Below are 23,812 nucleotides of genomic sequence, written 5' to 3' on the forward strand. Positions count from 1 at the left end.
TTGCCTGCCACCTCCCCGTACGGGCCATGACGGTACGGCCCGGGGCCCTGATTCTTCCTGTCCGGAGCCCTGGTTGCGAACCCGGGGGCGGATCCGGGTGTCGCAGGTCATACGGAGCGGATCGCTCAGGGCTCGGCGGGGGGCTCCGAGAGGGTGGACAGCGGGGACCCGGGGCGGGTGAGGGGGGTGGTGTCGGTGGAGAGGCCGCCGGGCTCCGGGTCGGAGCCGAGGGGCTCGGCGGGGAGGGACTCGGGGCGGCCGGGGGCGGCGGGAGCGGGCCCCGCGGACGGGTCGGCTCCGGCTCCGGCTCCGGCTCCGGTGGTGGCCTCGGACTCGGACTCGGACTCGGCTTCGGCGAGGACGGCGAAGCGGGCGCCCTGGTTGTCGTGGAGGACGGCGATGCGGCCGTAGGGGGTGTCGACGGGGGGCTCGGCGATCCGGCCACCGAGGCGGACGGTGGTGGCGCAGGCCTCGTCGCAGTCGCGGACGGCGAAGTAGACGAGGACGTGCCCGGGCATCTCGGCGGGGAAGGCGTCGGTGATGACGGCCCGGCCGCCGAAGGCGGTGTCGTCGCCGGGGCGGGAGCCGGGCGGGGACCAGACGCGGTAGTCGAAGCCGGGCTCCTTGCCCTCCTCCGCGGGGTCGGCCTGGCGGCCGAGCCAGCCGAAGACGGAGGCGTAGAAGGTGTCCACGGGCCCGGGGCGGCGGGTGTAGACCTCCATCCAGCAGAAGGAGCCGGGTTCGTTCACGACCTCGAAGCCGTCGTCGTCGCCGGACTGGCGCAGGCCGAGGACGGCGCCGCCGGGGTCGGCGGCGAGGGCGAGGACGCCGAAGGGGCCGACCGGGTACGGCTCCATGACCATCTGCCCGCCGGCGGCCTTCACCCGGGCTGCGACGGTGCCGGCGTCCTTGGTGGCGAGGTAGACGGTCCAGGTGGTGGGCATGCGGCCGTCGCGCTTGGGGAGGAGTCCGGCGACCCGGCGGCCGTCGAGCAGGGCCTCGTCGCGGTCGTCGTCGAAGGTCCAGCCGAAGAGCTCGCCGTAGAAGCGCTTGCCCGCCACCAGGTCGGGAAGCTGCGCGTCCACCCAGCACGGGGTGCCCTCTGCGTATACGGCCATGCCTCCACGCTAGGACGGCGGGGACGGGGACGCGCTCCGGTGTGCGCCGTCCGGGGAGCGGGGCGGCGGGGCCGGGCGGCGGGAGGGGGAGGCGGGGCGCGTTGTCCACAGGAAGGGGCCGCCGCGTTGTCCACCGGAGTTGTCCACAGGCTGTTCATAAGGCGGGGCGGGGCGTGCGGAGCGAGGTGGGTGGGGGGGGCGTACGGACCGAGGCGTGCAGAGTGGGGTGGGGCGGGGCGTACGGACCGGGGCGTACGGATCGGGGCGCGCGGACCGGAGCGTGCGGACCGGAGCGTGCGGACCGGAGCGGGGCGGGGCGGAAACGGGCCGGCGCGATCCGGTCGCGCGACGCGCCGAGGACACCCCTGCCGACCTCGGGGAACGGGGTGCACCCCATTTGCAGTCGGCCGAATCGCGCGCTGATCCCCCCTCGGTAAGCTGACGGCATGACAGGACAAGTACGCACCGTCGACGGCCGCGTGGCCGGACGACGCGGCCAGGCGACGCGGCAGAAGCTGCTCGACTGCCTCGGTGAGATGCTCAGCTCCTCGCCGTACCGGGACGTCAAGGTCATCGACGTGGCCCGGAAGGCGGGTACTTCACCCGCGACGTTCTATCAGTACTTCCCGGACGTCGAGGGCGCCGTCCTGGAGATCGCGGAGGAAATGGCGAAGGAGGGCGCCGGGTTGACCGAGCTGGTCTCCGGCCGCTCCTGGGTCGGCAAGGCCGCCTGGCAGACCTCCGAGGAACTCGTGGACGGTTTCCTCGACTTCTGGCGCCGGCACGACGCCATCCTGCGGGTGGTGGACCTCGGCGCCGCGGAGGGCGACAAGCGGTTCTACAAGATCCGCATGAAGATCCTGAACTCGGTCACCAACTCCCTGACGGACGCGGTGAAGGACCTCCAGGCCAAGGGCAAGGTCGACAAGGAGGTCAGCGCGGCCGCGATGGCGGGTTCGCTGGTGGCGATGCTGGCCTCCGTCGCCGGCCACCAGAAGGGCTTCACCACCTGGGGCGTGAAGCAGGCCGAACTCAAGCCCAACCTGGCCCTGTTGGTGCACCTGGGCATCACCGGCAAGAAGCCGGTCAGATAGCCCGGGGAGCCCGGGGCCCCCGCCGTCCTTCACCCGTCCTGTCGTCGACGCCGACGCCGGTCACCGCCCCTTCCCGGGGCGGGACCGCCGTCGGCGTCGTCGTGTCCGGGCCCCGCTCACCTGCGGGTGAGCCGGAAGAGCCGGATCTCGCGGTCCACCCGGGCCTGGTAGGAGGCGTACGGCGGCCAGAAGGCGAGGGCCGCCGTCCAGGCCTCCGCCCGCTCCCGCCCCGTCAGCCGTTCGGCCCGCACGGGGACGGTCTCGCCCTTCCAGCTGATCTCGGCGTCCGGGTGGGCGAGGAGGTTGGCCGTCCAGGCGGGGTGGCCGGGGCGGCCGAAGTTGGAGCCGACGAGCAGCCAGGTCCCCCGGTCGGGCTCCGGCATGCAGGCGAGCGGCGTGGTCCGCGGCCGGCCGCTCCGCGCGCCGGTCGCGGTGAGCACGACGCCGGGCAGCATCCGGGTGCTGAGCAGCGTCCTCCCCCGGGTGAGCCGGTGCACGGCCTTGTCGAGGGCGGGGATCACGTGGGGCGCGATCCGTGCGAAGGTCCGGGTCGAGGAGACCTTCTGGACGAGTTTCACTCCGATGGGCATCAGGCCGCCGCCTCTCCGGGGAGTCCGGCGCGTTCCGCCGCGCGGGCCCTCAGGCGTCCGGCGGGTCCGAAGAGCAGTTCGTCGGCGGCGGCGCGCCGGCCGTAGCGGTCGGCCTCGTGGGGCGGTGCGGCTTCGCCGGCGGCGGCCCGGAGGGCTTCGAGGGCCTGCGCGAGGGCGAGCGGGCCGCTCTCGGGGCCCGGTCCCGGTTCGCGGGCGGCGCAGTGGGCCAGCGAACGGGCGGCCTCGACCTGGACGTGCAGGCCGGCGAGGCGGTGCCGGGTGCCCCGGGCGGCGTCGGGTCCGGCGCCGGGCCGGCCGGAACGCAGGTGGCCGAGGGTGCGCTCCAGGGCCCCGCGGGCGGCTCCTGCGGCCTCGGCGGCGAGGAGGACGGCCGCGGTGCGGCCGGCGGCGGCGAGGGCCCGGGTGACGTCGGCGGGGTCGGCGGGGTCCTCGCCGAGCAGTTCGGCCGGGACGTCGCGGAGCTGGACGGTGGCCGGGGAACGGGTGGGGTCGAGGCCGGCGTGGCGGGTGCGGACGAGTCCGGTGCCCGCGTCCGCCGTGCGGACCAGGTAGAGGAGCGTACGGCTGCGGGCGAAGCCGCCGGTGTGGGCGGCGACGAGGAGCAGCCCGGCGCTGTGCCCGTCGAGGACCTGCTCGGCCTCGCCGTAGAGCAGCCAGCCGCCCGGGGGCCCGTCGGGGGCGGGGGCGGGGGCGGGCCTGGCCTGGATGCCGCCGGCCCGGCCGTCGCCCGACCAGGCGCCGGTGGTGTTGTCGCCGGTGAGGCCGAGGGCGTGGGCGAGGGAGCCGCCGGGGGCGGCGAGGGCGCAGGTGAGGGCGCCTTCGGCGATGCGGGGCAGCAGGGCGGCGCGCTGGGCGGGGGTGCCGAGGGCGGCGACGAGCGGGGCGGTGAGGACGCTGGTGGCGAGGAGCGGGGAGGCGGCGAGGGCGCGGCCCGCCTCCTCGCAGGCGAGGGCGAGTTCGGGGGTGCCGCGGCCGGTGCCTCCGTACTCCTCGGGGAGGGCGAGGCGGGCGAGGCCGAGTTCGCCGGCCATGCGGGCCCAGAGGGCGGGGTCGTACCCCTCGGGTCCCGTGGGGGCGGTGGTGCGGGCGGCCGGGGGGCCGGTGTGCCGGTCGAGCAGGGCCCGCAGGGTGCGGCGGATCTCCCGCTGTTCCTCGGTGAGCGCGGTGGGCTCCGCGCCTTCGGCGGTATCCATGGGGCTCCCTCCGTATCTGACGGTCCGTCATGCTAGGGCGGAGGGGCTGCGGTTGCCCAGAGCGACGCGGGTCCCGATCGCAGGGATCTGATGTACCGTCAGATTCATGACCGCCACCACGCGCACCGCTCCCGCCGGCCGGCGCCGGGTCGCCGTCGCCGGCGTCGCCCTCTCCGACTGCGGCCGGGTCGACGGGGCCACCCCGTACGCGCTCCACGCCCAGGCCGCCCGCCGCGCCCTCGCCGACAGCGGGCTCGACCGGTCCCTCGTCGACGGACTCGCCTCCGCCGGGCTCGGCACGCTCGCCCCGGTGGAGGTCGCCGAGTACCTGGGCCTGCGCCCCACCTGGCTGGACTCCACCTCCGTCGGCGGCGCCACCTGGGAGGTCATGGCCGCCCACGCCGCCGACGCCATCGCCGCCGGCCGCGCCCGCGCGGTCCTCCTCGTCTACGGCTCCACCGCCCGCGCCGACATCAAGGCCCGCCGCCGCACCGCGAACCTCTCCTTCGGCGCGCGCGGCCCGCTCCAGTTCGAGGTGCCGTACGGCCACACCCTCGTCGCCAAGTACGCGATGGCCGCGCGCCGCCACATGCACGAGTACGGCACCACCCTGGAGCAGCTCGCCGAGGTCGCCGTCCGGGCCCGGGCCAACGCCGCGCTCAACCCCGAGGCGATGTTCCGCACGCCGATCACCGCCGACGAGGTCCTCTCCGGCCCGATGATCGCCGACCCCTTCACCAAGCTGCACTGCTGCATCCGCAGCGACGGCGGCTGCGCGGTGCTGCTCGTCGCCGAGGACTACGTGAAGGACCTGGTCAAACCGCCCGTCTGGATCCTCGGCACCGGCGAACACGCCTCCCACACGACGATGTCCGAGTGGGAGGACTTCACCGTCTCCCCCGCCGCCGTCAGCGGCCGCCTCGCCTTCGAACGCGCCGGCGTCACCCCCGCCGACATCGACGTCGCCGAGATCTACGACGCCTTCACCTACATGACCCTGGTGACCCTGGAGGACCTCGGCTTCTGCCCCAAGGGCGAGGGCGGCGCCTACTTCGCAGACGAGTCGGCGGTGCCCGTCAACACCGACGGCGGGGGCCTCTCCGCGTGCCACCCCGGCATGCGGGGCCTCTTCCTCCTCGTCGAGGCCGTCCGCCAGCTGCGGGGCGAGGCCCCCGGCCACCAGGTCCGCCGCCCCGACGGCTCCCTGCCCCGGCTGGCCCTCGCCTCCGGCACCGGCGGCTGGTTCTGCTCCTCCGGCACGATCGTCCTCGGCCGCGAGTGAGCACCCCGGGCCCGGTGGCCGCGAGTGAGCACCCCGGGCCCGGTACCGGCGGGCGCCGCGCCCTCCCCTTCCGCGGGGCGGGAGCGCCGCGCCTCCTACGCTCCCCCCATGAGCGACTTCCACCACGCCCTGCGCTCGCTGCGCGTCTGGGACACCGACCTGCCCGCCTTCGACCCCGCGGCCGCGCCGGAGGAGCCCCTCGCGCTCTTCCACGCCTGGTTCCTCGACGCCGTGGCCGCCGGCCAGACCGAGCCGCACACCCTCTCGCTCGCGACGGCCGGCGCGGACGGCCGCCCCGACGTCCGCACCGTGATGCTGCACGACGCCGACGAGCGCGGCTGGCACTTCGCCTCGCACGCCACCAGCGCCAAGGGCCGCCAGCTCGCCGCCCGCCCCGAGGCCGCGCTCGGCTTCTACTGGCCGGTGCGGGGCCGCCAGGTCCGGGTCCGCGGCCACGTCACGACCGCGAGCCGCGAGGAGGCGTACGCGGACCTCCACGCCCGCACCACCGGCGCCCTCGCCGCCGCCCTCACCGGCCGTCAGAGCGAGGTCCTGGACTCCCCCGCCGCCCTCGCCGAGGCGAGCGAGGCCGCGTGGGCCCGCGCCGAGGCCGAGCCGGACGCCGACGCCCCCACCTGGACCCTGTACCTGGTCGAGCCCGCCGAGGTCGAGTTCTTCCAGGGCGACGCCCGCCGCCGCCACCTCCGCCTGCGCTACCGCCGGGACCCCGCCGCCCCCGGCGGCTGGGCCAAGGAGCTGCTCTGGCCCTGAGGGCGCACCATGGAGAAGGAGGTGTGAGAACCATGGCGACCTACATGGACGTGCACCACGGCATGGTCGGGATCACGGCGGACCAGCTCCTCGAAGCCCACCGCGCCGACCTCGCCATCGAGAAGGAGGAAGGGGTCCACTTCCAGAAGGCGTGGGCGGATCCCTCGTCGGGCACCGTCTACTGCCTGTCGACCGGACCCTCCGCCGATGCCGTGCAGCGGATCCACCAGCGGACCGGGCACGCGGCCGACGAGATCCACGAGGTGTCCCTCACGGTCTGACGGCCCGACGGCCTGATGTCCTGACGGTCTGTCGGTCCGACGGCGCGAGGGCGTGACGGCGGAACGCCGGGGGCGCCTCCGAGGGCGCCCCCTACTCGGCGTACCGCCCGTACATGTCCTCGATCTCCCGGGCGAAGTCCCGCAGCACCGCCCGCCGTTTGAGCTTCAGCGACGGCGTGAGGTGCCCCGAGGCCTCGGAGAACTCGGTGGTCAGGACGCGGAAGGCGCGGATCGACTCCGCCCGGGAGACCAGCCGGTTGGCGTCGTCCACCGCCTTCCGGACCACCTCCAGCAGCTCCGCGTCCCGCGCCAGCTCCCACAGCGCCAGGTGGTCCTTCCGCCGCATCCGGCGCCAGTGGGACAGCCCCTCGTGGTCCAGGGTGATCAGCGCGGAGACGAACGGCCGGTCGTCCCCGACGACCATGCACTGGGCGACCAGCGGGTGGGCCCGCAGCCAGTCCTCCAGCGGCGCCGGGGCCACGTTCTTGCCGGCGGAGGTGATCAGCAGGTCCTTCTTGCGGCCGGTGATGGTGAGGTAGCCGTCCCCGTCGAGCGCGCCGAGGTCCCCGGTGGGGAACCAGCCCCCGTCCGTGTACGGCACGGCGGTGCCGCGCTGCGCGTCCCAGTAGCCGGCGAAGACGTGCGGCCCGCGCAGCCACACCTCCCCGTCGTCCGCGATCCGCACCGCCGTGCCCGGCAGCGGCAGGCCCACCGTGCCGGTGCGCGGCGCGAGCGGCGGGGTGACCGTGGACGCGGCCGTGGTCTCCGTCAGGCCGTACCCCTCGAAGACCTCGACGCCCGCGCCCCGGAAGAACTCCGCGAGCCGCACGCCCAGCGGCGAACCGCCGCAGATCACGTACCGCACGCGCCCGCCCAGCGCCGCCCTGATCCGGCGGTAGACCAGCGGGTCGTACAGGGCCCGGGCGGCCCGCACGGAGAGCGAGGGCGCCTCGGTCGCCCCGAAGCGGCGGGCGGCCCGCGCGGCGCGGTCGAAGGCGGCGCCCTTCCCGGACCGTTCGGCGGTGGCCCGGGCCCGGTCGTAGACCTTCTCCATCACGTACGGGATGGCGAGCAGGAACGTCGGCCGGAAGCCGGCCAGGTCGTCGAGGAGCTCCTCGCCCTCCACCGACGGCGCGTGCCCGACCCGCACCCGCGCCCGGACGCAGCCCACCGACACCATCCGTCCGAAGACGTGCGAGAGCGGCAGGAAGAGCAGCGTGGACGGCGGCTCGCCGCCCTCGGGGGCGAAGACCGGGTGGAGGAGCCGGACCGCGTTGTCGACCTCGGCGAAGAAGTTGGCGTGGGTGAGGGCGCAGCCCTTGGGCCGGCCGGTGGTGCCGGAGGTGTAGACGAGGGTGGCGAGGGCGTCCGGGGCGAGCAGTCCGCGCCGCGCGGTCACCGTCTCGTCGGGCACCCGCGCCCCCGCCCCGCGCAGCTGCTCCACGGCCCCCGCGTCGAGGACCCAGAGGTGGGCGAGCCCGGGCAGCTGACGCCGCTCGGCGGAGACCAGCCGCGCCTGGCCCGCGTCCTCGACGACGCAGGCCACGGCGCCGGAGTCCTGGAGGATCCAGCGGGTCTGGAAGGCGGAGGAGGTCGGGTAGACGGGGACGGTGACGAGCCCGGCGGCCCAGGCCGCGAAGTCCAGCAGCGTCCACTCGTACGTCGTGCGGGCCATCAGCGCGAGCCGGTCGCCGGGCCGCAGCCCGTGCGCGATGAGCCCCTTCGCGACGGAGTGCACCTCGGCGGCGAACCGCGCGGCGCTGACGTCCTTCCAGCCGCCGTCCTCCGGGTCCTTCCGGGAGAAGACGGCCGCGTCCGGATCCTGGCGGGCGTTGTCGTACGGCAGGTCGGCGAGGGAGCCGCGGTCCACCCGGGGCACGAGGGCGGGGGCGGAGACCTCCCGCACCCGTCCGTCGACGCGGGTGAGGACGAGGTCGGTCGACACGGGCGGCTCCTCGGTCTGCGCGATGGACGAAAGGTCGTGCGTCGTGGAGCAGAAGTGCGTGGAGCGGTGGCGCGTGGAGCGGAGGACGTGCGCGGAACGGAGGACGTACGTGGAGCGGAGGACGTACGTGGAGCGGAGGACACACAGAATTGACTAGCCGGTAACCTTACTGCGCAGTAAAGCTCAACGGGGAGACCAGCGCTCGTTTTTCATGAGATTCCCCAGCCCGGACCAGGCGAAGTTCATCAGCGTGGCCGCCGCCTCCCGCGCCGTCACCCCCGGCGTCTCGTTGGCCCAGGTCGCCAGCGACTCCGCCGAGCCCACCAGGGCCTGCGCCAGCGCCGCCACGTCCCGCTCGCCGATCTCGACCGGCCCGTGCGCCGCCCGCGCGGCCTCCCCGATCAGCCCGGTCACGAAGTCGGCGATTTCCTCCCGCATCCGCGCCGCCTCGGTGGCGAACGGCTCGCCCTGGGTCCGCGCGTGCCGGCTGAGCACCGCCCACGCGTCCGGATGGTCGGCCGCGTGCCCGAAGAACGCCCGGAGCCCGGCCCACAGCCGCTCGTCCGGCGGCACGGACACGTCGGCGACCGCCTCGGCCACGGCCGCCAGCAGCGCCTGCGCCTCCCGCCGGATGCAGGCGGTGAAGAGCTCCTCCTTGGAGTTCAGATACAGGTAGACGAGCGGCTTGGACACCCCGGCCAGCTCGGCGATCTCGTCCATCGAGGCCGCCTGGTACCCCTGCCGCGCGAAGCACGCCACGGCGGCGTCCATCATCTGCCGCTCCCGCACGGCCCGCGGCAGCCTCCTGGTCCCCGCCACGCGCCTCGCCACCCTGCTTCCAAGATCCGCTGTCAGCCCCCGGAAAGCCTACGCGCCCCCCGCCCGGACGGGGGCGAGGGGCACGGAGGCGTACGGGGCCGTACGAGCCGTACGGCCCCGTACGGGAGGAGGGGGTCAGGCCGCGACCGCGACCTTCTCCGGCGCGGCCGCGCGGGAGTCCTCGGGGTCGTCGATCGGGGACGCCGAGGCGTTCTCGTACGCGGTGTGGTCGAGGATCTTCTCGCGGGCGGAGACGATCACCGGGACGAGCGCCTGGCCGGCCACGTTGGTGGCGGTGCGGATCATGTCCAGGATCGGGTCGATCGCCATGAGCAGGCCGACGCCCTCCAGCGGGAGGCCCAGGGTGGAGAGGGTCAGGGTCAGCATGACCGTCGCACCGGTCAGACCGGCGGTGGCCGCCGAGCCGATGACCGACACGAAGGCGATGAGCAGGTACTCCTTGACGCCCAGCTGGACGTCGAAGATCTGCGCGATGAAGATCGCGGCGAGCGCCGGGTAGATCGCGGCGCAGCCGTCCATCTTGGTGGTGGCGCCGAACGGGACGGCGAAGGAGGCGTACTCCTTCGGGACGCCGAGGCGCTCGGTGACCTTCTGGGTGACCGGCATGGTGCCGACCGAGGAGCGGGAGACGAAGGCCAGCTGGATCGCGGGCCAGGCGCCCTTGAAGAACTGGAGCGGGTTCACCTTGGCGACGGTCGCGAGCAGCAGCGGGTAGACGCCGAAGAGGACCAGGGCGCAGCCGACGTAGACGTCGGCGGTGAAGGTCGCGTACTTGCCGAGCAGGTCCCAGCCGTAGTTGACGATCGCCTTGCCGATGAGGCCGGCGGTGCCGATCGGGGCGAGGCGGATGACCCACCACAGGGCCTTCTGGAGCAGCTCCAGGATCGACTCGGAGAGGGAGAGGATCGGCTGGGCCTTCTCGCCGAGCTGGAGGGCGGCGATGCCGGCGACGGCGGCCATGAAGACGATCTGGAGGACGTTCAGCTCGGTGAAGGGCGTGATGACGTCCGTCGGGATGATGCCGGTGAGGAAGTCGATCCAGCTGCCCTGGCCCTCGGGGGCCTTGCCGTCGGCCGGGGTGAGGCCGGTGCCGGCGCCGGGGTTGGTGACCAGGCCGATCGTGATGCCGATGGCGACCGCGACGAGCGAGGTGATCATGAACCAGAGGAGGGTCTGCGCGGCGAGGCGGGCCGCGTTGTTGACCTTCCGGAGGTTGGTGATCGAGACCAGGATCGCGAAGAAGACGAGCGGGGCGACGGCCAGCTTCAGGAGCTGGACGAAGATGCCGCCGACCTGGATCAGGGTCTCCTTCAGCCAGGCGACGTCCTGGCTGCGGGCGATCCAGCCGAGCACGACGCCGAGGACGAGACCGGCGACGATCTGGGCCCAGAAGGGGACCTTGGGTATCCGGGACGAGGGCTTGGCCTCGGTGGCGGACGCGGACGCGGACACGGACACACTCCACAGATGCGTATCGGGGAATACGGGACGGGGGGTGCGGCACTCTCCCGCGCTCTCGCGCGGGGCGCCGCTGCATGCTGCCGGGGAGGCCGGGGCCTCAGGACTCGCGGCGACAACAGGCCGCGGACATACAGCGGCAGAGATCGACGTGCAGGCGCGCCACGAGCGGGATGCCCGGGGCGTGAAGGAGGCGCACTGCTGTCGTCATGGCCGATACGTTAACACTTGAACTTTGAGAACCTCAAAGCTGTTCTTTGAGATCAGAAACCGGCCACCCCTGGCCCGAACGCAGAACACCCCTGGTGAGAGCCACGAAGCTCACACCAGGGGTGCCTCATCTGTGAGGAACCTTACGCATCCCTTACACGCTTCCCCCGCACTCCTGCGCCAGGGGAAGCCGGTAGGCGAGGTGCCGGCCGGCCGGCATCGTCACCACGGCCGCCCCCATCGACACCCCGTCGGCGGTCCGCGTCGGCCGGAGCAGCCGGCACGTGCGTGCTCCCTCCGGGAGCGGACGGGCCCGCCGGGTCGCGCCCGGAGGGGCGGCGCGTCGCCCTAGACCGCGTCCTCGCGGGTGCGGTTGTCCTGGAGGCGGCCCTTGGCGCGGTCGACCTTCTCGACGATCTCGACGCTCATGGTGTCGCGCTGCTTGCGGAGCAGGACGAAGCTCAGGGGGGCGGAGATGACGATGGCGAGGAGCAGGACCCACAGGAGGTTGGAGTCGCCGAGGCCGCGCGGCAGCGCGCCGACGTAGACGAGGCCCCACAGGGCGAGGAAACACCCGGCGAAGATGCCGAGCCGCATCAGCGAGTAGCGGAGCATGACCCACTCTTTCGTTCCGAGGTGCCGAATCTCCCCCATACGGGACGAGCGTCCCCAGTGAAGCACGCGGAGGGAGGCCGGCCGACGGCGGGGTTGGGGTCGGGCGGGGGGCGCGGGCCGGGCGTCCGAGGGGTGGAAGCCCCTTGAGCGGGCCGATGGGTAATGGTTAGGGTTGCTCTATGACCCTTACTTTCGAGGTCGATCCGACGGTCGACCAGTCCCTGACCGACGGCGTCCTCGCCCTCTGGGCCGACGTCTCCAACGCGGGCGGGGCCGTCGGCTTCGTCCCGCCCGTCACCCCGGAGGAGATCCGCCCCTCCCTCCTGAAGCACCTCGCCGGCATGGTCCAGGGCACCTCCCGGCTCCTGGTCGGGCGGGACGGGGACGGGGAGGTCGCCGCCACCGCCTTCTACAGCTTCAACAGCCACCGGCTGATGACCCACTGGGTGTGGCTCTACACGGTGATGGTCCACCCGAGGCACCAGGGCAAGGGGTACGGCCGCGACCTGATGGCCGCCGTCGAGCACGCCGCCCGCACCGCCCCCGGCTTCGAGGCCGTCGAGGCGATCCGGCTCGGCGTGCGCGGCGGCACCGGCGTCGACTCCTTCTACGCGAAGTGCGGGTACAAGGAGGTCGGGCGCGTCCCCGGCGCCATCCGCGTGGCCCCGGGCGACGACCGCGACGACATCACCATGCTGCTGCCCCTGACCTGATCCGGCCGGGCACCGATTGTCGGGTCCCGGGCCGGGTCGCGTTCCTACGGTGGGGACACAGGAAACAGGAAGGACAGGCCGTGCTGGAGGGACTCAACCGGGCGCTCGACCGCGTCGAGGAGCGCCTCGACGGCGAGCTCGACGCGGCCGAGCTGGCCCGGATCGCCGCGACGTCCGAGTACCACTTCCGGCGGCTGTTCTCCGCGCTCGCGGGGATGCCGCTGTCGGAGTACGTGCGGCGCAGGCGGCTCACGCTCGCCGGCGCCGAGGTGCTGGCCGGGGAGCGGACGCTCCTGGAGATCGCGGTCCGGTACGGCTACGGCTCCGGAGAGGCCTTCGCCCGCGCCTTCCGCGCCGTGCACGGCGTGGGGCCCGGCGAGGCCCGGCGCACCGGCGCCGCGCTCACCTCCCAGCCGCGCATGTCCTTCCGGCTCGTCGTCGAAGGGAACAGCAGCATGAAGTACCGCGTCACGACCCGGGACGCCTTCCGGATCACCGGCAGCAGGGCCCGGGTCCCGCTCGTCCACGAGGGCGAGAACCCGGCGATCGCCGCGCAGATCCGGGGCCTCGGCCAGGAGGCCCTGGGCCGGCTCGCCGCCCTGTCGACGGAGGCGCCCGCCGGGCTCGTCTCCGCCGTCGTCCACCTCACCGACAGCCGCGAGGAGGGCGCGGAGCTCGACCACTGGTACGGCGCGGTCACCGGCCCGGAGGAGCCCGGGGGGTCCGGGGAGCCTGCGGAGTCCGGGGAGCCCGAGGAGTACGAGAGCCTCGCCGTCCCCGCCGGCACCTGGGCGGTCTTCGAGAGCGAGGGCCCCTACCCGCAGGCGCTCCAGTACCTGTGGCGGGACGTCTTCACCGAGTGGTTCCCGTCCAACCCGTACGCGAGCCGCCCCGGTCCCGAGATCCTCTCGGTCCGCCCGTCGGAGGACTGGGCGACGGCGCGGGCGGAGCTGTGGATCCCCGTGGAGCACGCGGGGGCATGAGAAAGGCCCGGCGGGGATCGCCCGCCGGGCCTTTCCGCGCGCGGAGCCTCAGACGCGCATCGGCTGCGGCGACTCGCGCCGGCCGGCGTCCGGGCCCGGGTACTCGCGGATGATCTCGTACCGGGTGTTGCGCTCGACCGGCCGGAAGCCGGCGTCGCGGATCAGTTCCAGCAGGTCGTCGCGGGTGAGCTTGTTCGGCGTGCCGTAGTTGTCGGCGTCGTGCGTGATCTTGTACTCGACCACCGAGCCGTCCATGTCGTCGGCGCCGTGCTGGAGCGCGAGCTGGGCGGTCTGGACGCCGTGCATGACCCAGAAGACCTTGACGTGCGGCACGTTGTCGAAGAGGAGCCGGGAGACCGCGAAGGTCTTGAGGGCCTCGGCGCCGGTCGCCATGGTCGTGCGGGCCTGGAGCTTGTTGCGGACCTTGCCGTCCTGCATGTCCACGAAGTCGTGCTGGTAGCGCAGCGGGATGAAGACCTGGAAGCCGCCGGTCTCGTCCTGGAGCTCCCGCAGCCGCAGCACGTGGTCGACGCGGTGGCGCGGCTCCTCGATGTGCCCGTACAGCATCGTCGAGGGGGTCTTCAGGCCCTTGGAGTGGGCGAGGCGGTGGATCCGGGACCAGTCCTCCCAGTGGGTGCGGTGGTCCACGATGTGCTGCCGGACCTCCCAGTCGAAGATCTCGGCGCCGCCGCCGGTCAGCGACTCCAGACCGGCCTCGATGAGCTCGTCGAGGATGTCGGAGGCCGACATCCCCGAGATGGTCTCGAAGTGGTGGATCTCGGTGGCGGTGAACGCCTTGAGGGAGACGTTCGGCAGGGCCTTCTTCAGCTCGGAGAGCGAGCGCGGGTAGTACCGCCAGGGCAGGTTGGGGTGGAGCCCGTTGACGATGTGCAGCTCGGTGAGGTTCTCGTTCTCCATCGCCTTGGCGAGGCGGACGGCCTCCTCGATGCGCATCGTGTACGCGTCCTTCTCGCCCGGCTTGCGCTGGAAGGAGCAGTAGGCGCAGGAGGCGGTGCAGACGTTGGTCATGTTCAGATGCCGGTTGACATTGAAGTGGACCACATCGCCGTTCTTGCGGGTCCTGACCTCGTGGGCCAGCCCGCCGAGCCAGGCGAGGTCGTCGGAGTCGTAGAGGGCGATGCCGTCCTCACGGCTCAGCCGCTCCCCGGCGAGCACCTTCTGCTCCAGCTCCCGCTTGAGCCCAGCGTCCATCTCCGGCCGCCTCCCATATCTCCGAAATCAGGCTTCACCCACCGTACTCTCAGCCCTCTTCGGGCAGGTCCCCGACCCGGTTCTCCCACTTGGTGGAGAGCACGATGGTGGTGCGGGTGCGGGAGACGCCCTTGGTGCCGGAGAGGCGGCGGATCGTCTTCTCCAGGCCGTCGACGTCGCTGGCGCGGACCTTGAGCATGAAGGAGTCGTCGCCGGCGATGAACCAGCAGTCCTCGATCTCGGCGAGGTCCTTGAGGCGGCGGGCCACGTCCTCGTGGTCGGCGGCGTCGGAGAGGGAGATGCCGATGAGGGCGGTCACGCCGAGGCCGAGCGAGGCCGCGTCCACCGTGGCGCGGTAGCCGGTGATGACCCCGGCCGCCTCCAGGCGGTTGATGCGGTCGGTGACGGAGGGGCCGGAGAGCCCGACGAGCCGGCCCAGCTCGGCGTAGGAGGCGCGGCCGTTCTCGCGCAGGGCCTGGATGAGCTGCCTGTCCACGGCGTCCATAGGTATACGACCTTCCATTGTCCAGCGATACCGCAAGTTTAGGTGTAGAATCTAAGGCATGCAGGGTTGCAGCCCTGCGAATCTTTCAGTGGATCAAAGACGATCTTTCAGGAGTGAAGACACCGTGTACACGATCGAGATGGCCTACGCCCGTATGCGCGAGCTGCAGGACCTGGCCAACCGCTCGCGTGCCCACCAGACCACCGCCGCCTCGAAGCGGGCCGCCAAGAAGGCCGCGAAGAAGCGCTAACCGGCACGGGGGACCCCCGGAGCTCCTCCTCCGAGTTCCCCCCGCCACCGGCGGTACAGCTCGTGCGGCACCCCCGCCGCGTCGAGCACCCGCCCCGCGACGAAGTCCACCAGGTCCTGGATGTGCGTCGCCCCCGCATAGAACGCCGGAGAGGCGGGCAGCACCACGGCGCCCGCCTCGTCCAGCGCCACCATCTGCTTCAGCGTCTGCCCGCTCAGCGGGGTCTCCCGCACCGCGACGACCAGCGGACGCCGCTCCTTGAGCGTCACGCTCGCCACCCGCTGGAGCAGGTCCTTCGACAGACCGAGCGCCACCCCCGCCACCGCGGCGGTCGAGGCCGGCACGATCAGCATCCCCTTCGCCGGGTACGACCCCGAGGACGGCCCCGCCGCCAGGTCGCCCGCCGCCCAGTACCGCACGTCGCCCACGTCCACGCCGCCGTACGCGTCCGGCTTCCCGTCCGCGCCCCGCGCCAGCCAGGCCGCCAGGTCCTCGCGCCAGTGGGCGTCGCGGAAGCCGATCCCCGTCTCGTCGAGCAGGGTGAGCCGCGAGGCCCGCGACACGATCAGGTCGACGCTCTCCCCCGCGTCGAGCAGCCCGCGCAGCACGGCGGCGGCGTACGGCGTGCCCGACGCCCCGGAGACCCCCACCACCCAGGGCCGACGACTCTTCATCTCCTGCGACTCCACGACAGTGAGCCTATCCGGCCGGGGAAAGCCAGGCCCGCGCACGGGTTGGCGACGGAACCCACCCGTCCTCCGGGTGACGGGCCCCGCCCGTCTTCCCGGTGACGGAACCCGCCCGTCCCCGACGCCCGGCCCTCCCGGTGACGGGACCCGCCCGTCGCTCCCGCACGGCCCCCCCGCCCGCGCCCTCAGCCGCGTCCCCGGACCCCGGCGCGCGCCTCCCGGGCGACGCGCCGGGCGACCGTGCCGAGGAAGCGGACCGCCTCGGCCACGGCGGGCAGCGGGTCCTCCGCGCTGAGCCAGGCCCGCTCGGTCCCCCGCGCCGGCAGCAGCCCCGGCGGCAGCCGCCGCTCCTCGCGCAGCGCCGCCAGCACCGACGGCAGGTCGAGCGGGCCCGCCACGAACACCCGGCCGTCGGCCTGCGGTCCCGGCCGCACGTCACGGCCCGTCAGGCCGAGGTGCAGGGCCCGGACGACGTCCACCCCGCGCACGTCCTCGAACAGCCGGAACTGGGCGCCGGTGCGCGGGTTGAAGTCGACCAGCTTGTAGCGCCCGTCCCGGCCGTCGTAGCGCCAGTCCAGGTCCGCCACGCCGCGGTAGCCGATCCGCCGGCACAGGTCCGCAGCCAGCTCCCCGAGCACGGGATTGCGCAGGGCCACGGCCCGGGTCGTCACCCCGGCGTGCGGCGGCCAGGACCGCAGCTTGAGGCCGGTGAACACGAGCGGGGGCCCGCCGCCGTCCCCGCAGTACAGGTGGGTGATCCAGTCCTCCGCCGCCTCCCGGGGGATGTACTCCTGCACCAGCACCGGGGGCAGCGCGCCCGGCGGGAACCGGTCGAGGAGGTCCCGCTCGTCGCGCACCGCCGTGGTGCTCCCCACCGCCGGGGTGCGCAGCCTGCTCCACGCGTCGCGGTTCTTGAGGACGACCGGGAAGCCCAGCTCCCGGCCCGCGTCCACGAGTTCGTCGCGGTCGGCGGGCGCCCGGCTGCGGGGCGAGCCGACCCCCAGCTCCTCGCAGAGCGCGTGCAGGCTCGCCTTCCCGGCCAGCCGCCGGGGCAGTCCCGGCTCCACCCGGGGCAGCAGGAAGCACTCGGAGAGGACGTCGGCGTGCTCGGCGAGCAGGATCGCGGCCTCGTCGTCGGTCGGCACCGGCACGCAGGGGCCGCCGAGGGAGCGGCCGACGCCGAGCAGGGCCGCGAGGAGCACGTCCGGGCGCTCCCGGCCGGTCGTCGGCCGGACGAACGCGCGGGACACGTGCCGGGACAGCGCGACCGGGGTGAGCCGGTCCTCGACGACGGCGTGCACGGTGACGCCCGCCCGGCCGAGGGTCCGCACCACGCCGAGCCCTCCGTGGTGCTGCGGGTACCTGCCGACCTTGGCGAGCAGCGCGGGCACCGCCGGGTCGAGAGGCGGTCCATCCGACGCGCGCCCCACGGCTCTCCCTCCGCCCGCGCCGCTGGAGGAGGGTGCGGGCCGGCGTCCCCGAACGCCTCCTCGATTGTCCCATAAGGCGGGAAAACATGGCGTGTTCTAGAGTTGATACCGATATGTCCGCCTTGTGGATCGCGCTCCCGCTCAGCACGCCACGGCCCCTGGGAGCACTGGCCGACCGAACCGCGGCACACCGCATGGTGCGCCGGGCCGGCCCCTGCGAGGTGACCGTGATGCCGCGGCGCACCCTCTCCGAGGACTGCCTGCTGGTCTTCACCGCCGAGTGGGCGGGCACCGGATGCGTGGTCAAGTACCCCCGTACGGAACGGGCTTCCGCCTCCCTGGCCCGGGAGTGGGACCGGCTGCGCGAGCTGGCCGCCGACCCCCGCCTCGCCCCGTGGCGGGCGCTCCTCCCCGAGGCCGTCGGCAGCCGCCCCTCCCCGCCCGGCCGCGGAGCCCGGACCGGGACGGCGGACGGCCCCACGACCGGGACGGCGGACAGCCCGGCGAACGGGACGACCGGGACAGCCGACAGCACGGCGGCCGGGGCGGTGGCCGAGACCCCGGACCGTCCCGCGGACGACCCGGAGACCGGAGCGGCGGACGGCCCCCCGGGCGCGCCTCCGCGCCGCCGTCCCCTCGTGCAGACCCTGCTCCCCGGCGTCCCCGCCGGACCGCTGCTCCCGGAGAGGCCGCAGGAGGTGCGCCGCACCACCACCGCCGCGCTCGGCCTGCTCGCCGCCCTGCGGGCCGCCACCGGACGGCCCGAGCCCGCCGCCGACCACCTCTCCGACTGGGCGCACGAGCAGCTCGACGTCCTGGCCGCCGAACTCGGCCGGGGCCGGCCGGAAGCCGGGGCCGGGGCCCTGGACCCGCTGCGCCGCCGGCTCGACCGCGCCCTGGCCGGCGCCACCCTCACCCGCGGCTGGACGCACGGCGACTTCCACTCCGGGAACCTCCTGCTCGACGAGGGGCGGACCCGGATCACCGGCGTCTTCGACTGGGGCAACTCCCGCGCCGACGGCCCGGCCGAGATCGACGCGTGCACCTTCGTCCTCGCGACGCGCGAGGCGCTCGGCGGCCCCCCGATGGGGCGGCAGGTGGCCGAGGTCCTGCGCCGCGGCCGGCTGCCCTCGGCCGACCGCGCGCTGCTGGCCGCGCACGGCGTCGGCGCGGACGGCCCCGGCCCGGGCGGCGGGGACGACCCGGTGGCGCTGCCGCTGCTGACCTGGCTGTGGCACGTGTCGGGAAACCTGCGCAAGACCCCGTGGTTCGGCCGGAGCCGCCGCTGGCTGGGCGTCACGGTCACCCCCGTGCTCCGGGAGGCGGCCAGGGGGCCGGAGACGCCATGAAGGGCGGGCGGGACGGTCCGCGCGACGGCGCCCGGGACGCCGCCCGACGGACCGCCCCGCGCGACGCCGCCGCCCGCCCGGACGGCCTCCGCGAGGGCTCACGGGCGGCCGTCCGGGAGCCGCCCGGACCCCGGCGGACGGGCGCCCCCGGCCCCGGACCCTCCCCCGCCGGCCCCGGCCGCGCCGCCGCCCTCCGCTTCTGGGCGGTGCGCGCGGCGCTCCCCGTCTCGCTCGTCCTGTGGCTGCTGTCCCTGCGCTCCGTCCCGCTCGACGACATGCGCGACCTCGGACTGCTCCAGGTGCTGCCCCCGCTCTTCTGGATCGCGGCCGCCCTGCTCACCCTCGGCTTCTGCCTCGCCCTGGGCGACCGCCGCACCCGCGCCGGCTGGCTGACCGGGTACGTCCTCGCCCTGGTCGCCCTCCTCCACGCCACCCCCACCCTGCTCTACCCGACCCTGCGCTACTCCTGGGCCTGGAAGCACCTGGCCGTGGTCGACGCGATGATCCGCCACGGCGGCGAGGTCCCCGCCGCGGACAAGTTCGACGTCTACAACGAGTGGCCGGGGTTCTTCCAGCTCAACGCCCTGTTCCTGAAGGCCGCCGGGCTGGACTCGGCCGTCGGCTACGCCGCCTGGACCCCGGCCTTCGCCAACGCCCTGCTGCTCGCCCCGCTGCTCCTGCTCTACCGGTCCGTGACCCGCGACCGGCGGCTCGTCTGGGGCGCGGTCTGGATCTTCTACGTCTGCTCCTGGGTCGGACAGGACTACTTCGCGCCGCAGACCTTCGCGTTCCTGCTCTTCATGACCGTCATGGCCCTGCTCTTCCGGCAGCTGCCCTCGTCGGCCCTGCCGCGCCCCGACCCGCGCCGCCGCGACGGTTGGCCGCCGGGGCTGCTGGCCGGGGCCGTGCTGCTCGTGGCCGCGATCGCGGTCTCCCACCCGCTCACCCCGCTGCTGCTGATCAGCGCCCTGGTCCTGCTGTCCCTGCCCCGCCGCAACCGCCGGGTGACGCTGCCGCTGCTGGCCGCCGCCGTCGTCCTCACCGCGCTGTGGGACGCCACCGTGGCCCGGGACTACCTCACCGCCAACGTCTCCGACTTCGTCCGGTCCGTCCTCCAGCCGGACCGCAACGTCACCTCGGGGCTGACGGCCCTGGGCGACGCCGCCCCCGGGCAGGTCCTGCTGTCCTGGGTCGACCGCGCGCTGTCGGCCGCCGTCGTCCTCATGGCCGCGGCCGGCTTCGCGCTCCGCCGGTGGACCCGGCGCACCGGCCTGCCGCTGCTCGCCGTGGCGCCGCTGCCGCTGCTCGCCCTCAACGCCTACGGCGGCGAGATGCTCTTCCGGGCCTACCTCTTCGCGCTGCCCGCCGTCGCCTTCCTCGCGGCCGCCCTGCTGCTGCCGTCGGAGGCCCGGGAGCGCGTCCCGCGCCCACTCGTCCTCTACCCGGTCCTCCTGGCCCTGCTCGGCGGCATGGTCTTCGGCTACTACGGCAAGGAGGCCGTGAACCGGTACGACCCCGGCGAGGTCGCCGCCGCCCGCTACGTGACCGACCACGCCCCGCCGGGCTCGGTGATCGTCACGCTCACCTCCGACGTGCCCGGCCTCGACATGGGGTACGAGCGGCACCGGCGGATCCAGCTGGCCTACCAGGACTCCGAGGACACCCGGCGGCTGGTGCGGGACCCGCTGACCGGAGTGGAGCCGTTCCTCTCCGGGGCGACCGGGGAGCGCCCCGCGTACCTCGTGCTCAGCCGCGCCCAGGACATGAACGTCCGCCTCACCGGCACCCTGCCGGACGACCTCCCGCAGCGGCTGCGGACCGCGCTCGACGACGCGCCGGGCTTCACCCGCGTCTTCACCGACGAGGACGCCGTGGTCTACCGCTACGTCCCCCCGGCCCCCGCCGGAGGCGGACCGTGACCGCGGCCCCGTCCCTCCCCCGCCTGGGGCTCGCCGCCTCGGGATGGCTCGCGCTGCTCGCCACCGCGCTGCCGGACGCCGCGCCGCCGCGCGTGGCGGCCGTGACCGCGTTCCTGCTCGTCTGCCCCGGGCTCGCGGCCGTGCTCGCCCTGCGCCCGGCGCCCGCGCGGGGCGCGTACGGGCACGGGTACGGGCTCCTGGAGACCGCTCTGCTCGCCCTGACCCTCGGCCTCGCCCTGGCGACCCTCGTGGCCGTGGCGCTCTTCCTCGGCGGCGCCTTCACCGCCGTGCGGGCCCTGTGCGCGCTCGCCGCGCTGACCTCCGTCCTCGCGCTCCTGCCCCGGCGGCGGGGCGCGCGGGGCCGGGACGACGACGTCCCCCCGAGGGAGGGGGGAGAGGAGGACCGAGATGGCCCCCGCACATGACGGAGACGACCGGCTTCCCGTCGTGGTCGTCGGCGCCGGCCCGTACGGACTCGCCACCGCCTCCTGGCTGCGCGCGGCCGGGGTGATCGCCCGCGTCTTCGGCGAGCCGATGGACGGCTGGCGGACCCACATGCCCGACGGCATGTTCCTCAAGTCCGTCCCGACCGCCTCGTCGATCTCCACCCCCGACGGCGGTCACCGCTTCGCGGACTTCCGCACCGCGCGCGGCCGGCCGCCGGTCGGCGACACGTACCCGATCCCGGTCGACGAGTTCATCGACTACGGCCTGTGGTTCCAGGAGCAGCGGGTGCCCGAGGTCGAGCGGACGGCGGTGCGCGAGGTGCGCGCCGCGGACGACGGCTTCTCCGTCGCCCTGGACTCCGGCGAGGAGGTCGCCGCACGCGCCGTGGTGGTGGCCAGCGGTCTCGTGCCGTACGCCCACCGGGCCGCCGCCCTCGCGCCGCTGTTCCCGGCGGGGCTCGCCTCCCATCCGTGCGACCACGCCGGCCTCGACCGCTTCGCCGGCCGCCGGGTCGCGGTCCTCGGCGCGGGCCAGTCCGCGCTGGAGAGCGCGGCGCTGCTGCACGAGGCCGGCGCCCGGCCCACGGTGATCGCCCGCGGCCGGTCGCTGCTCTTCGGGACGCCGCCGGAGACCGACCTGCAGGCGTCCCGCCCCCTGCCGGTCCGGCTCCTCAAGCCGTCCTCCCCGCTGGGCCCCGGCTGGTCCCACGCCGCCGTCACCCGGGGCGCGGGCGCCTACCGCAGGCTGCCGCTGCCGGTGCGCGACCACTTCCTGCACACCGTCCTCGGGCCGTCGGGCGCCTGGTGGCTGCGGGACCGGGTGGACGGGAACGTGCCGGTGAAGTGCCGGCGCAGGGTGGTCTCGGCCCGGCCGGAGGACGACGGGACGGCGCGCCTGGAGCTGGCGGACCCGGCGGGCGGACGGGAGACCGTGCACGCCGACCACGTCCTGTCGGCCACCGGCTACCGCGTGGACGTGGACCGGCTCGCCCTCCTGGAGCCGACCCTGCGGCAGGCGGTGCGCACCCTGCCCGGCGGGCCGCCGGTGCTGTCGGCGGGCTTCGAGTCGTCCGTGCCCGGCCTGTACTTCACCAGCCTGGCCGCGGCCCCCACCTTCGGCCCCTACCTGCGCTTCGTCTGCGGCACGCGGTTCGCCGCCCGCCGGGTCGCCGGCGACCTCGCGGGCGGGCGGCGATGACCCTGGCCGGTCCGCCCCGGCGGTTCCGCCGGAGGGCGGCGCCGGTGCTGGCCGCCGCCCTGCTGGCGCTCACCGCCTGTGCCGGGACCGCGGGGGCCCCGGCGGCCTCCCCGTCCGCGACCGCCGCCGCCTCCGCCCCGGCGCCGCCCGGCCCGTGGCGGCTGGTCCTGGACGAGGGCTTCGACGGACGGGAGCTGGACTCGGCCCTGTGGACCACCTGCTACGACTGGAACAAGGACGGCTGCACCATCAGCAGCAACAACGAGGCGCAGTGGTACCTGCCGGGGCAGGTCTCCGTGCGGGACGGCGTGCTGACCCTCACCGCCGAGCGCCGCGAGACGCGCGGCAGCGACGGGAAGACCTACCCCTGGCGGTCCGGCATGGTCTCCACCGGCCGCGACCACTGGGACGGCGAGCCCCGGCGGACCTTCACCTACGGCTACGTCGAGGCGTCGGTCCGCATCCCGGCGGAGGAGGGCATGTTCCCGGCGTTCTGGATGATGCCGGCGTCCCGCTTCACGCCCCCGGAGCTCGACATCATGGAGTTCCTCGACTCCACGACCCGGGTCAACATGTACGTGCACTGGGTGGGGCCCGGAGGCGAGGAGGAGCGGCAGCGCGGCACGTACGGCCCCGACGACTTCTCCGGGCGCTTCCACGTGTTCGGGCTGCTGTGGGAGCCCGACGCGCTGGTCTGGTACGTGGACGGCGTCGAGCGGCTCCGGGTGACCGACCCGGAGCGGATCCCGGACGTGCCCATGGAGGTGCTGCTCAACCTGGCGGTCGGCGTGCCCGAGGAGCCGCCGTCCTCGGTCGACCGGGCCCGGATGAAGGTGGACTGGGTGCGGGTGTGGCAGCACTGAGCCACCGGTCCGGGGCCCTCAACCGAGAGCGCGGTACGGCACGTCCAGCCGCTCCCTGAGCCTGCGGTACGCGCGCCAGCCCCGGGTCGCGAGCCCCTCGGGGAACGGCGCGACCGGCGCCCCCGCGCCCGCCGTCCACCGCCGGAAGCGGTCCCGGTCCGTGTCGGCGCGCACCATCAGCCGGGCGATGCGCAGGGGGTCGTCCGCCGCCGAGCTGAACGCGTCGCGCACCGCCGCGGCCGAGGTCCACCCGGCCTCGCGGACCCGGGCGCGGACGGCGGGGGAGGAGTAGCCGTGCGGGTAGGCGAACGAGACCACCGGGTGCCCGAGGGCGTCCGCCAGCCGGCGCCCGCACTCCGTCACCTCGGCCCGCAGCGGGGCGGCCGGGAGGACGTCGAGCTGCGGGTGGGTCAGGGTGTGGCCGCCGATCTCCACGCCGGGCACGTCCAGTTCGCCGAGCCGGTCCCAGTCCAGCATCCGCGAGCCCGGCGGGAAGGGCCCGCCGGGGCCGAGGGCGCCGGTGGTCACGTACAGGGTGGCGGGCAGGGAGTGCCGTGCGAGCAGCGGCAGGACGGTCGTGCGGAAGTCGTCGAAGCCGTCGTCGAAGGTCAGCACCGCCACCCGCGCCGGGAGCGGCGGCCCGCCGCGCTGCGCGGCCACCAGCCGGCTCAGGGGCACGACCCGCAGCCCGCTGTCGGCGATCAGGTCGAGGTGCTCCGCGAAGGTGCCCGGACTCACGGTGAACGGCGCGATCCACGACGGCGGGTCGACCGCCACCGAGTGGTAGAGGAAAACCGGCACCGCCCCCGGCCCACGCTCGCCGGGCCCGGCCCCGGC

The 23,812-nt window shown here is 74.7% G+C and carries 24 protein-coding genes; 12 read left to right on the top strand and 12 right to left on the bottom strand.

Annotated elements, in window-relative coordinates; all coding sequences use genetic code 11:
* Positions 1–125 precede the first annotated feature (125 nt).
* Entirely contained in the window at positions 126–1,118 is a 993-nt protein-coding gene (locus tag ACFW6A_RS07805) for a VOC family protein (RefSeq protein ID WP_386639346.1), read from the bottom strand.
* A 446-nt stretch (positions 1,119–1,564) separates the two neighbouring features.
* Here ACFW6A_RS07805 and ACFW6A_RS07810 point away from each other — a divergent pair, with 446 nt between their 5' ends.
* Positions 1,565–2,212 carry a TetR family transcriptional regulator gene (locus ACFW6A_RS07810; protein WP_351841619.1) on the top strand — a complete coding sequence of 216 codons (648 nt, stop codon included), beginning with the start codon at positions 1,565–1,567 and terminating at the stop codon, positions 2,210–2,212.
* Positions 2,213–2,328: 116 nt separating this feature from the next.
* On the opposite strand, the gene ACFW6A_RS07815 is transcribed toward ACFW6A_RS07810, so the two are convergent.
* Both ACFW6A_RS07815 and ACFW6A_RS07820 read right to left on the bottom strand, forming a co-directional pair.
* Positions 2,329–2,802, bottom strand: a complete 474-nt coding sequence (locus ACFW6A_RS07815) for a nitroreductase family deazaflavin-dependent oxidoreductase (RefSeq protein ID WP_351841621.1) — start codon at positions 2,800–2,802, stop codon at positions 2,329–2,331.
* A complete protein-coding gene (locus ACFW6A_RS07820) occupies positions 2,802–4,016 on the bottom strand; it encodes an acyl-CoA dehydrogenase family protein (protein WP_386639349.1) in 1,215 nt (404 codons plus the stop codon). The genes ACFW6A_RS07815 and ACFW6A_RS07820 overlap by 1 nt, the downstream gene beginning before the upstream one ends.
* A 106-nt stretch (positions 4,017–4,122) precedes the next feature.
* Between ACFW6A_RS07820 and ACFW6A_RS07825 the strand changes: the two genes are divergently transcribed.
* The 3 genes from ACFW6A_RS07825 to ACFW6A_RS07835 all read left to right on the top strand — a co-directional run bounded on the left by ACFW6A_RS07825 (position 4,123) and on the right by ACFW6A_RS07835 (position 6,350).
* Positions 4,123–5,298 (top strand): acetyl-CoA acetyltransferase, encoded by a 1,176-nt coding sequence (locus ACFW6A_RS07825; RefSeq protein WP_386478396.1) that lies wholly within the window; start codon positions 4,123–4,125, stop codon positions 5,296–5,298.
* Positions 5,299–5,406: 108 nt separating this feature from the next.
* Positions 5,407–6,069 carry a pyridoxal 5'-phosphate synthase gene (locus ACFW6A_RS07830; protein WP_351841627.1) on the top strand — a complete coding sequence of 221 codons (663 nt, stop codon included), beginning with the start codon at positions 5,407–5,409 and terminating at the stop codon, positions 6,067–6,069.
* A gap of 32 nt (positions 6,070–6,101) precedes the next feature.
* Entirely contained in the window at positions 6,102–6,350 is a 249-nt protein-coding gene (locus ACFW6A_RS07835) for an SCO4226 family nickel-binding protein (protein WP_351841629.1), read from the top strand.
* A gap of 91 nt (positions 6,351–6,441) precedes the next feature.
* On the opposite strand, the gene ACFW6A_RS07840 is transcribed toward ACFW6A_RS07835, so the two are convergent.
* The 4 genes from ACFW6A_RS07840 to ACFW6A_RS07855 form a co-directional block, all read right to left on the bottom strand.
* Positions 6,442–8,295: an AMP-dependent synthetase/ligase gene (locus ACFW6A_RS07840; protein ID WP_351841631.1), complete on the bottom strand. Its 1,854-nt coding sequence runs from the start codon at positions 8,293–8,295 to the stop codon at positions 6,442–6,444.
* Positions 8,296–8,478: 183 nt separating this feature from the next.
* A complete protein-coding gene (locus ACFW6A_RS07845; RefSeq protein ID WP_351841795.1) occupies positions 8,479–9,096 on the bottom strand; it encodes a TetR/AcrR family transcriptional regulator in 618 nt (205 codons plus the stop codon).
* Between the two features lie 153 nt (positions 9,097–9,249).
* Positions 9,250–10,587, bottom strand: coding sequence for a dicarboxylate/amino acid:cation symporter (locus tag ACFW6A_RS07850; RefSeq protein ID WP_351841633.1), 1,338 nt, complete (start codon positions 10,585–10,587; stop codon positions 9,250–9,252).
* 564 nt (positions 10,588–11,151) lie between these two features.
* The gene (locus ACFW6A_RS07855; RefSeq protein WP_351841641.1) at positions 11,152–11,418 is read right to left on the bottom strand and encodes a DUF4229 domain-containing protein; all 267 of its coding nucleotides are present in this window, start codon (positions 11,416–11,418) and stop codon (positions 11,152–11,154) included.
* 179 nt (positions 11,419–11,597) lie between these two features.
* On the opposite strand from ACFW6A_RS07855, the gene ACFW6A_RS07860 reads away from it, so the two are divergent.
* Positions 11,598–12,131, top strand: a complete 534-nt coding sequence (locus ACFW6A_RS07860; RefSeq protein WP_351841643.1) for a GNAT family N-acetyltransferase — start codon at positions 11,598–11,600, stop codon at positions 12,129–12,131.
* A gap of 80 nt (positions 12,132–12,211) precedes the next feature.
* A complete protein-coding gene (locus ACFW6A_RS07865; RefSeq protein ID WP_351841645.1) occupies positions 12,212–13,114 on the top strand; it encodes an AraC family transcriptional regulator in 903 nt (300 codons plus the stop codon).
* A gap of 48 nt (positions 13,115–13,162) precedes the next feature.
* On the opposite strand, the gene mqnE is transcribed toward ACFW6A_RS07865, so the two are convergent.
* Together mqnE and ACFW6A_RS07875 are read right to left on the bottom strand one after the other, a co-directional pair.
* A complete protein-coding gene (mqnE, locus tag ACFW6A_RS07870) occupies positions 13,163–14,326 on the bottom strand; it encodes an aminofutalosine synthase MqnE (protein WP_351841647.1) in 1,164 nt (387 codons plus the stop codon).
* Between the two features lie 49 nt (positions 14,327–14,375).
* On the bottom strand, positions 14,376–14,831 hold the full coding sequence (locus ACFW6A_RS07875) for an Lrp/AsnC family transcriptional regulator (protein WP_030495192.1): 456 nt from the start codon (positions 14,829–14,831) through the stop codon (positions 14,376–14,378).
* A 124-nt stretch (positions 14,832–14,955) separates the two neighbouring features.
* On the opposite strand from ACFW6A_RS07875, the gene ACFW6A_RS07880 reads away from it, so the two are divergent.
* A complete protein-coding gene (locus ACFW6A_RS07880) occupies positions 14,956–15,081 on the top strand; it encodes a hypothetical protein (RefSeq protein WP_351841805.1) in 126 nt (41 codons plus the stop codon).
* Here ACFW6A_RS07880 and ACFW6A_RS07885 read toward each other — a convergent pair.
* Both ACFW6A_RS07885 and ACFW6A_RS07890 read right to left on the bottom strand, forming a co-directional pair.
* The gene (locus ACFW6A_RS07885; RefSeq protein ID WP_351841797.1) at positions 15,078–15,755 is read right to left on the bottom strand and encodes a UbiX family flavin prenyltransferase; all 678 of its coding nucleotides are present in this window, start codon (positions 15,753–15,755) and stop codon (positions 15,078–15,080) included. The genes ACFW6A_RS07880 and ACFW6A_RS07885 overlap by 4 nt on opposite strands.
* Positions 15,756–15,955: 200 nt before the next feature.
* Positions 15,956–17,200, bottom strand: a complete 1,245-nt coding sequence (locus ACFW6A_RS07890) for an ATP-grasp domain-containing protein (protein ID WP_351841649.1) — start codon at positions 17,198–17,200, stop codon at positions 15,956–15,958.
* Positions 17,201–17,430: 230 nt separating this feature from the next.
* Between ACFW6A_RS07890 and ACFW6A_RS07895 the strand changes: the two genes are divergently transcribed.
* The 5 genes from ACFW6A_RS07895 to ACFW6A_RS07915 are packed head-to-tail and all read left to right on the top strand — an operon-like array spanning position 17,431 to position 22,975.
* Positions 17,431–18,549, top strand: a complete 1,119-nt coding sequence (locus ACFW6A_RS07895) for a phosphotransferase family protein (RefSeq protein WP_386639354.1) — start codon at positions 17,431–17,433, stop codon at positions 18,547–18,549.
* Positions 18,546–20,468, top strand: coding sequence for a glycosyltransferase (locus ACFW6A_RS07900; RefSeq protein WP_386639357.1), 1,923 nt, complete (start codon positions 18,546–18,548; stop codon positions 20,466–20,468). The genes ACFW6A_RS07895 and ACFW6A_RS07900 overlap by 4 nt, the downstream gene beginning before the upstream one ends.
* Positions 20,465–20,893: a hypothetical protein gene (locus ACFW6A_RS07905; RefSeq protein WP_351841655.1), complete on the top strand. Its 429-nt coding sequence runs from the start codon at positions 20,465–20,467 to the stop codon at positions 20,891–20,893. Before ACFW6A_RS07900 ends, ACFW6A_RS07905 begins: the two co-directional genes overlap by 4 nt.
* Positions 20,877–22,112: an FAD-dependent oxidoreductase gene (locus ACFW6A_RS07910; protein WP_386639360.1), complete on the top strand. Its 1,236-nt coding sequence runs from the start codon at positions 20,877–20,879 to the stop codon at positions 22,110–22,112. The genes ACFW6A_RS07905 and ACFW6A_RS07910 overlap by 17 nt, the downstream gene beginning before the upstream one ends.
* Positions 22,109–22,975 carry a family 16 glycosylhydrolase gene (locus ACFW6A_RS07915; protein ID WP_386639363.1) on the top strand — a complete coding sequence of 289 codons (867 nt, stop codon included), beginning with the start codon at positions 22,109–22,111 and terminating at the stop codon, positions 22,973–22,975. Before ACFW6A_RS07910 ends, ACFW6A_RS07915 begins: the two co-directional genes overlap by 4 nt.
* A gap of 18 nt (positions 22,976–22,993) precedes the next feature.
* On the opposite strand, the gene ACFW6A_RS07920 is transcribed toward ACFW6A_RS07915, so the two are convergent.
* Entirely contained in the window at positions 22,994–23,776 is a 783-nt protein-coding gene (locus ACFW6A_RS07920) for a polysaccharide deacetylase family protein (RefSeq protein ID WP_351841661.1), read from the bottom strand.
* Positions 23,777–23,812: the final 36 nt, after the last annotated feature.

This window comes from Streptomyces sp. NPDC058758, assembly GCF_042746075.1.
Classification (GTDB): domain Bacteria; phylum Actinomycetota; class Actinomycetes; order Streptomycetales; family Streptomycetaceae; genus Streptomyces.